The sequence below is a fragment of the Nitrososphaera sp. AFS genome (assembly GCF_009898475.1).
GTDB lineage: Archaea > Thermoproteota > Nitrososphaeria > Nitrososphaerales > Nitrososphaeraceae > Nitrosopolaris.
The window spans coordinates 1-7,318 of record NZ_QURE01000127.1 but is presented as its reverse complement, the minus strand read 5'-3'; the positions used below and the strand labels follow the sequence as shown (position 1 = coordinate 7,318).

Annotated in this window: 8 protein-coding genes; 4 read left to right on the top strand and 4 right to left on the bottom strand. The window is 37.1% G+C overall.

The genetic code is table 11. From position 1 onward, the window contains the following. Positions 1–604 precede the first annotated feature (604 nt). Positions 605–1,303, top strand: coding sequence for a phosphatase PAP2 family protein (locus DYY65_RS11005; protein WP_162478008.1), 699 nt, complete (start codon positions 605–607; stop codon positions 1,301–1,303). 337 nt (positions 1,304–1,640) lie between these two features. Beyond that, on the top strand, positions 1,641–1,811 hold the full coding sequence (locus DYY65_RS11000) for a hypothetical protein (protein ID WP_162478007.1): 171 nt from the start codon (positions 1,641–1,643) through the stop codon (positions 1,809–1,811). Between the two features lie 147 nt (positions 1,812–1,958). On the opposite strand, the gene DYY65_RS12800 is transcribed toward DYY65_RS11000, so the two are convergent. Further along, entirely contained in the window at positions 1,959–2,084 is a 126-nt protein-coding gene (locus DYY65_RS12800) for a hypothetical protein (protein ID WP_255457520.1), read from the bottom strand. Positions 2,085–2,732: 648 nt separating this feature from the next. On the opposite strand from DYY65_RS12800, the gene DYY65_RS10995 reads away from it, so the two are divergent. Further along, positions 2,733–2,954 (top strand): hypothetical protein, encoded by a 222-nt coding sequence (locus tag DYY65_RS10995; RefSeq protein ID WP_162478006.1) that lies wholly within the window; start codon positions 2,733–2,735, stop codon positions 2,952–2,954. A gap of 1,073 nt (positions 2,955–4,027) precedes the next feature. Here the strand turns inward: DYY65_RS10995 and DYY65_RS10990 are convergent. From DYY65_RS10990 to DYY65_RS10980, 3 genes are all read right to left on the bottom strand, one after another. Beyond that, complete coding sequence (locus tag DYY65_RS10990) at positions 4,028–4,558, bottom strand: hypothetical protein (RefSeq protein ID WP_162478005.1); 531 nt, start codon at positions 4,556–4,558, stop codon at positions 4,028–4,030. A gap of 340 nt (positions 4,559–4,898) precedes the next feature. Then, positions 4,899–5,471, bottom strand: coding sequence for a tyrosine-type recombinase/integrase (locus DYY65_RS10985; protein ID WP_236561807.1), 573 nt, complete (start codon positions 5,469–5,471; stop codon positions 4,899–4,901). 10 nt (positions 5,472–5,481) lie between these two features. Further along, positions 5,482–5,925: a hypothetical protein gene (locus DYY65_RS10980; RefSeq protein WP_162478004.1), complete on the bottom strand. Its 444-nt coding sequence runs from the start codon at positions 5,923–5,925 to the stop codon at positions 5,482–5,484. An 86-nt stretch (positions 5,926–6,011) separates the two neighbouring features. On the opposite strand from DYY65_RS10980, the gene DYY65_RS10975 reads away from it, so the two are divergent. Beyond that, complete coding sequence (locus DYY65_RS10975) at positions 6,012–6,206, top strand: hypothetical protein (RefSeq protein WP_162478003.1); 195 nt, start codon at positions 6,012–6,014, stop codon at positions 6,204–6,206. The last annotated feature ends 1,112 nt before the right edge of the window (positions 6,207–7,318 follow it).

Here is a 7,318-nt window from a genome sequence, read left to right as displayed (position 1 = left end):
TTTACTTAAGGCAACATTTGGAATATTACTTATTACAATAATCATAATCAACATACTGAAGATAAAAATAACAACAGGAAAATTCTGAAATCTCTTACTCCTCAACGGATCCTTATCGTAATTTTAGGCTCAGGCGGGTTGTATTAATGTATCACTCTAGGGGAGTAAGAGTCTTCTACTGGAAAGTACTAGCATATTCATAATAAGAGACCACTTTTTCTTCAACAGGGCACCATTTTTTATATCTAATCTTATAGGCCTTTTCACACAACTGTTAAAAGAAAATTCTTTGCCTTCTGTGGCTAAATAAACTGCTATTGGAATACTAACTAAACCAAAGCTTAAGCTTCCTTTCCACAATGCTATGCAAAGGCATGAACTTTCAGCTACAGCTGAGCTCTAGTTATTATAAGAGCTGTAGAAGTACACCTGGTAGCTTTAGCTCTGAATCTTGTTACTTAAGACTACTCTCCAGGAAAGCGAGAAGCCATGTGAAAAGATTGTTAAGAACTGGGAGAGCCTAAGATAATCTAGCCAAGTTTGGAAGCGCTTATCAAACATTTATAGATACCACTATAGTTAATCGTAAAACGATTATAAGCAATTGAATAAATACTTTGGCGCTTCTTTTATCCTATTAATTTCGTTCCTAGTAATTGCAACGTTGGTTTCTCCTAAGATTGGCTTTAATAATATTAATAATTACCACTCACCCATAGCCAGAATTGATTCCTTGGGCTTTTTAGATGTTAACAACTCTCATTATCCTGCCTTTAACCAAATCATGATTTGGCTTACACAATTTGGAAGAGAGGTTTTCTGGCCTATAGCATTGTTGCTTCTGTTTTTCCTCGGTGGTTGGACCGGCAAAAAGACTGCGGTAGTTATTGCTGTATCTATGCTAGTCCTCATACCAGTTGGTGTATTAGCAAAAGATACTGTTGCAAGACCCAGACCAGTAATACCACATGCAGATTTTTTAATAGCACCAGACAGAGAGTATGCCTTTCCTTCTGGTCATGCTTTGTTAGTCTCAGCAGGCGCTGCTGGTGCTCTCCTACTGTTTAGAAATACATCTAGACAGTTTATAGTATCTATTATTTTGGCTATAGAAGCAGCTCTTGTTTGCATATCAAGAGTATATGTTGGAGGGCATTATCCGCTAGACGTTATTGGTGGTATTCTTTTAGGGGTTGGCGTGTGTCTAATCTTCGTTGGTATGCAGAAACAAATTGAATCTGTAATGAAGCCAGTAATGAATAAGCTCAGAAAAATAAAGCCACAGACTTTGAACCGTTCTTAATCATTAATAGAAACAACAGTTAATTAAACAAAATAGAAGCTTTCTCATAGAGTCGTCATTCAAGACCTAGGATACTGCTTCGCAGATTCAGTTGTAGTTTCATTCGCATCCTTATATGCCCAACTCATTCCTTACTATGATGTTGTTTTCTTGTCTACTATGTTATTCAACCAGTGGATGCCAAGAGTATTTATAGCTTATATAGAAGTATGTTCCTTTTGTTTTCATTATGGCAAACTTTCGCTATCAAATCTAACATTCTTTATTACATAGCCTGACTTAACCATTCAGATAACCTTGGGATTATCAATTTAGGATTAGCTTGGTTGCAGATTCAATGTCGAATATCTCAGGTTGTGGTATGAATGAGTCAGTAGTAATTGAAAGGTTCCACCTTGAGGTAGAGTTAGACGATGACAAGGCTAGAAGGGTACAGGCTGTTTTTATGGCTAACGATATGACGATAAAACAATTTGCAGAGTATGCAAGAGTCAAGGAGCATTACTAGAATTTTCAGACCCGTTGGCGCTTATCATTCGGTGTTGCTGGCGGAGTAAAGGGATTTTTGTTAGATTGGACTGAGAAACAGCAGGGATTGGAATTCTGATGAATTTATAGCTAGCAAAATTCCATTAGAATAAAAAAAGGTCGAAGCCTAGCATATTACTGCATCTCTTTCCTCAGGAGTGCATCTTCCTGAACCCAGGTTACTTGTGATTTGCCCCGCTAATTCCTTCCCTAGTTGTGCTTCGTGCGCTGCTAGTCCGCCCCAACAGCTCAAGCATACATCGCCAAGCGCTGATTTTGTAGCATGCCCCGCTAATTCCTTCCCTTCTGCTAGGACTTGTCCTAGCTGACCAGAATGTCATAGATTGCCAGAATTACTAGCTGATTGTCCAAGCTGACCTATATTTATTGGAGGCTGTGCAAATGCCTGATTTGACATGGTAAATGCAGATATGTATATGCTGCTAGAATGGTTGCGACGGCCAATCCAATGAATGTTTTTTTATGCATAATCCAGTAATGACACTTTCGTATAATAATAATTACTACACATTTTACTATCGCGGCTTAGCGAAGTAAAGTGAAAGCACAAAAAATTAGTTGGAATCATAATGCAAAGATGACTTGTCCTCACTTTCTGACTAACCCCTCTATTTTTCTATTAACTGGTTCAATTCCAATCCGGGTAAGAGGTCTTAATGTTGGCGAGTTTAGTTTGTGATCAAATAGCTATATTATTTTCTAAATATTAATGAAAGGAAGTATAAATAAAATACAGCATAAGTGTAAGAAGGAGCAGGAGGTTTTGTATTATGAGCAGAATATTTGCAATTCATGAATATGAGAGACAAGAGTTTGAACAAGTCTTAAAAGATATCCTTCTGAGCAAAGAGCTGGACATGCCTGGGCTGGAGTCAAGACATTGCTGAAAGGATACAAGGGTGAAAGAAAAAGCAAGTATTCGGTTCTATGGGTATTTAAAAGCCAGGAGACATTAGAGGAACTGTTTGGAAACGAAGAAAAGCCGAAGCGAGGTCCTGTCAATTTTATAAATTTTGAGGACAATATACTCAGCAAATTCCTAGATAGGCCTGCAGGCAAAATAATGTTTACAGATTATTTGGAATTATCTAGCAGAGGCTGATATCATCATCTAGTATAAGTAATTTATTGTATTTTTGCCTTGTTAACGCAAATTACAATAAGGGGATTGGCGACCTTGACAAATTGTTGTTTTAGGAAGAAACTAGTAAGTATTAATGTACATCAAAAGCAGAGCAAAACCTTTAAAGCTGTGGCTATCCATTGTTACATAGGAACCCGCTTTTAGCTTCGATATCGGAATGGATTCCACCGGACCCGCACCTACGATAAAAACGCCCGCCATAGTGATTGTTAAAATAAACACGAAGTATCTTTGTTCTTTTATTTGCTTTAACTTCTCAACCCATGGCCTTATTTCCTGTTCATAATACAGATGATGTGCCAGCTGCTGACACCACTTAGCACTTATCAGAAAAGATTATTTTAAGTCTATATATTACTTGTGGTATGATGGGATTAGAACCGAGGCTTCTCCTCCTCTGGGAACCTGCTCTTTTGAACAAAACAAGCACCCAAAGTTTCCTCTTCTAAAGGAGAGTTTCCGACTCCTATCCCTGAAGATATAATGTGCAATATATGGCATTCACACAATGATTTTCAGAAAACTGTATTAACGGTCCACATTAGTGTTTCAAATCTGGCAAAAAAGATCATTCAATGGAAGATTTTCGATGTAGATGGTTCCATAGAGATCTCTGTTGAAGAGCTATTTGATAAGTACTATTCATGCCATGATCGAAGTTTGCAACCATTTCAATTTTATTAAGGATCGCAGGCCTTCTCTCCATTGCAAATAGCCTTTTCTTATATTCTAGCTTGGAATCATGATTGTAATTATTACGTCTAATTCGATTGATTTGATAATCTTGTTCTCAATTAATTTTGATTCTTTACAGGCCTCTTCAAAGTTTGAATTAGTAAAAATAAACTCCTTAGGAGAAAGATAAGAAAGATTCACATATATCAGCATGTCTTAATGCTAGCTGTATCATCTTCTTTCCCTTAGCTACAACTGTAATTGGGATTGGTTTATTTGGATTTTTCAGGCAAGAAAAAGGTGGAAATATAATTTGTTGGATCTAGCACGCAGTCCTTGTCAAATTGTGTAAAGTTCTACTTCCAAAGCCATATTTTGATTATACCAGTACCATTCTTGTATACCATACCCTTTTCAATTCCCGCCATACCTTCGCTGGTAGTTGAAGAGCCTATAATTCTCATCGTACTGTCAGCACCCATATGCCATATACCCCGGAAATAAAGTGTATTGCCATTTACGCTATCGTAGCCCACCGTGTGAAATGTCCTATTTGTACCATTAATCACAAATACTTTGTAGTGAGCGGGAACAACAGTGCCATTCACAACTCTATAGTCTGTGGAAGATGCTACTAATCCATGAGTTCCGTTAACTATGGTTGGTTTGAAGCCTGCCCAGTAATTGTGTTCATAGTATGTAAATAGTTGCGGGCTTCCTAGAGTGATACTGCTCCCATTAGTAGACCGGACAGAATCTGCTGTCGTATTTGTTGCAAGGACCCTTGATATGATCTGGATATGCGCGCCGGTGAAAATAGTAAAAGATACAAGCGTACATCCCAGGGTTAAAATAACAAGAATCAATGTAGGTCTATGTTTTTGCATTATTTCCAGAAAAATGGGATTGATTATATATTTTTATTGACGCATGAAAAAGAATCGCTAGCTATGATTTCGGTCCTTAAATGTAAAACCTCCAGTCAATCTTTTAAGAATTACTAAGTCCGCTACAGTATATCATGCCAGTAGCTGCTGTCTTCTCTCGATTTCCTGCAATCTTGTTGATAATGCTACAAGTTGATCTGATAGTTGTGATATAGTATCATCCTTTAGCTTGTCACGATTTCTCAGGGATTGATTTATCTCCTCTAGTTCTTATACCTTAGTTTGTATATCTTCACCTTGTCTTTCTAACTGAGGTATGTTTAGAAATGTCAAATAGGGCTCAACTTTGTGAAATATCTCTGCCTTCTCTGAATCTTTTTTTGTCCAGTATGTAGAACCAGTGACCGATAAACCATTCAGAGAAGTCAGCATATCTTAGATCCGATATTGTGGTTTTTACGAATCGCCTAAAAGAATGAAATGTTATCTGTCTACGTCTCTCATTCCCTTCTTCTCTATCACCTCTACCTGAACGATCAAGTGTATTTGTAAAGGTTCTAATTAAATCACGATAAAGATGTTTGGGGTTATGTCTATCATTACTTTGATAAACTGCAAATATCAAATCCTTATCATTCTTATCAGGTGTTCGTTTTTCAGTGATAGTTTTTCCTGTTTCTTTATCTTGATGACATACTTTTCTGGTGCGATATTTATAGTCTATCCATGATTTTAATTGTTGTATTACTTCTTGTGTCAGAAACACGATCCTATCTGCTTTAGTCTTTGTGTATTCTCCCCTTACAAAAAGCTTGGAATGGTTAGCACCGAGATCCAGATCAGTGATACGGGTGGATAATGCCTCAACGGCGCGCATTCCGGTGGCTGCTAGTAACATTACATATGTTCTCATGCGAATGTTGTCACATACGTTGAATATTTCGATAATATCTTCTTTTGATAACGATTCTTTCTTTTTTCTTATTACTATTGGTAGCTTTACTTTTAACTTGAATCTCCGTGGACTTTATATCAATATCACAATATTCAAAAAAGTTCTTAATGGTAACTACACGTTGCTTCATTGTAAGTGCGGAAACATTACGATTACGCAAATAAGCAGCATACCCATTGAGAAGGTTGTATGGATCTAGGTTACCTTGCTTAAGCATAATGAGAAGGTTATCCATATCCAAAATATCAGGATATTCATCCGCTACAAAATTCATAAAATTGCTCAATCGTAAGGCGTATTCGCTTGCAGTTGACTCATTCATACTATTGACGTTTTTGATAGAAGTGATAATTGAACGTGCAATCAAAGGGTTAGACTGCCTATTCTTCACTGGACCTCCAATATCAGTCAATTTTATTAATAATCAGACGATATACAATATAGAGACTTTGTATTGATAGACTTCTATAAGTACACAATAAGAGAATTTGATGAGTATTGATCTGTCCTCTAATACTGAATATAGAAAGGTTTGGTTTTAATAATAAATATCAAATATTAAGAATTGTCGTGACATCCGAGGAAATCCCAGCGGCTGAAATAGAAGAGATAACTAGCTCCTATCAAATTACAAGAGCATATTTAGGAATAGATTATGCTGAGATGCTTGTGAATACTTTGAGATGCTTGTGAAAAGCGTACCGTTGCGATACTTGTTAAATGATGCATTTGTCAAAGTCCCATATCATTATGTCTTAATGCGCGCCTAATATTTCCTCTTTTTATCAAATGGAATGGGCATCCTAAAGCCTACCACATTCTTGCATCGTTAGCCCATGGGCCAAATCCGTCCTTGATGGATAAAAGACATAAACAATATTGCCCCCCACCGACCCTATTAGGTATTGTCATATATTAATAGGCTAGAATCGACACAGTAAATGCTTTGATAAAATGCATTATTTGTGGGAAGTATGAAGTAACAGAGAATGGAGATGTCTGCGAAGTGTGTCTTGCTGAATTAAGGCACCGGGAAGAATTAGTCATTGAGTGATTATTGTGATTTATGTTAGAAATGTTGCCTCGAATTATCAGAATACTGTCTTGATGAGGAAGAGATGAACAAAGTGGGAGACAATGAGACCTGGTCTGAGTACTACTGCAATCGATGTTTTGCTAAACGAACAGCGGAAGTGTGTACAAGTCAACGAATAGAAAGCAGACCATACCTGTGACTTGGTGTGAACAATGAAAGTGCGGCCCAAATGTTCTAGATGTGATACCATTGTAGAAGACTTTAACCGTGGGTATTACCGGTGCAAAAATTGCGCGCTTTTGGTAGGGAAGGAGAATGAGTAAAGACTTTTTGTAAATGGATGGCGAATTTAGAATTTTCAGATTTCAAATTCAATTTTGTTATCATTTAAATCTAGCATAATTCCTCCTTCCTTGCAAACATTTCCCTTATTGTTGAGTGATCTCTCATGAAATTGTAATTTATTCATGATTGAGCGGTTTCTCTAGAACCCGGGATCTGCATCCGAGCACTTTTTTCTTGTTGTGTTGATCCTCCCATTGTTTAAATCCGTTGTTTAATTACGTTGTTGAAAAATGGTAGTGCTTCAGCCCTTGAGTAATTCGACCTTGTCAGGGTTCAGTAAATATAACATCACTCCACAATCCTCCATTTTCAGTAATGTATGATCATGAACCATTCCGAGTATAGTATCACAAACCAGCGATTCATATTCGTCAGGATATTGTTGAACACCTGTTCATGCTGCTCATGATTGATTTCTAAATTC

Coding starts and splice junctions, on each gene's coding strand:
- DYY65_RS10990 (WP_162478005.1), bottom strand. CDS start 4,558: ATGCAAAAACATAGACCTACATTGATTCTTGTTATTTTAACCCTGGGA.
- DYY65_RS11000 (WP_162478007.1), top strand. CDS start 1,641: ATGTCGAATATCTCAGGTTGTGGTATGAATGAGTCAGTAGTAATTGAA.
- DYY65_RS10985 (WP_236561807.1), bottom strand. CDS start 5,471: ATGAGAACATATGTAATGTTACTAGCAGCCACCGGAATGCGCGCCGTT.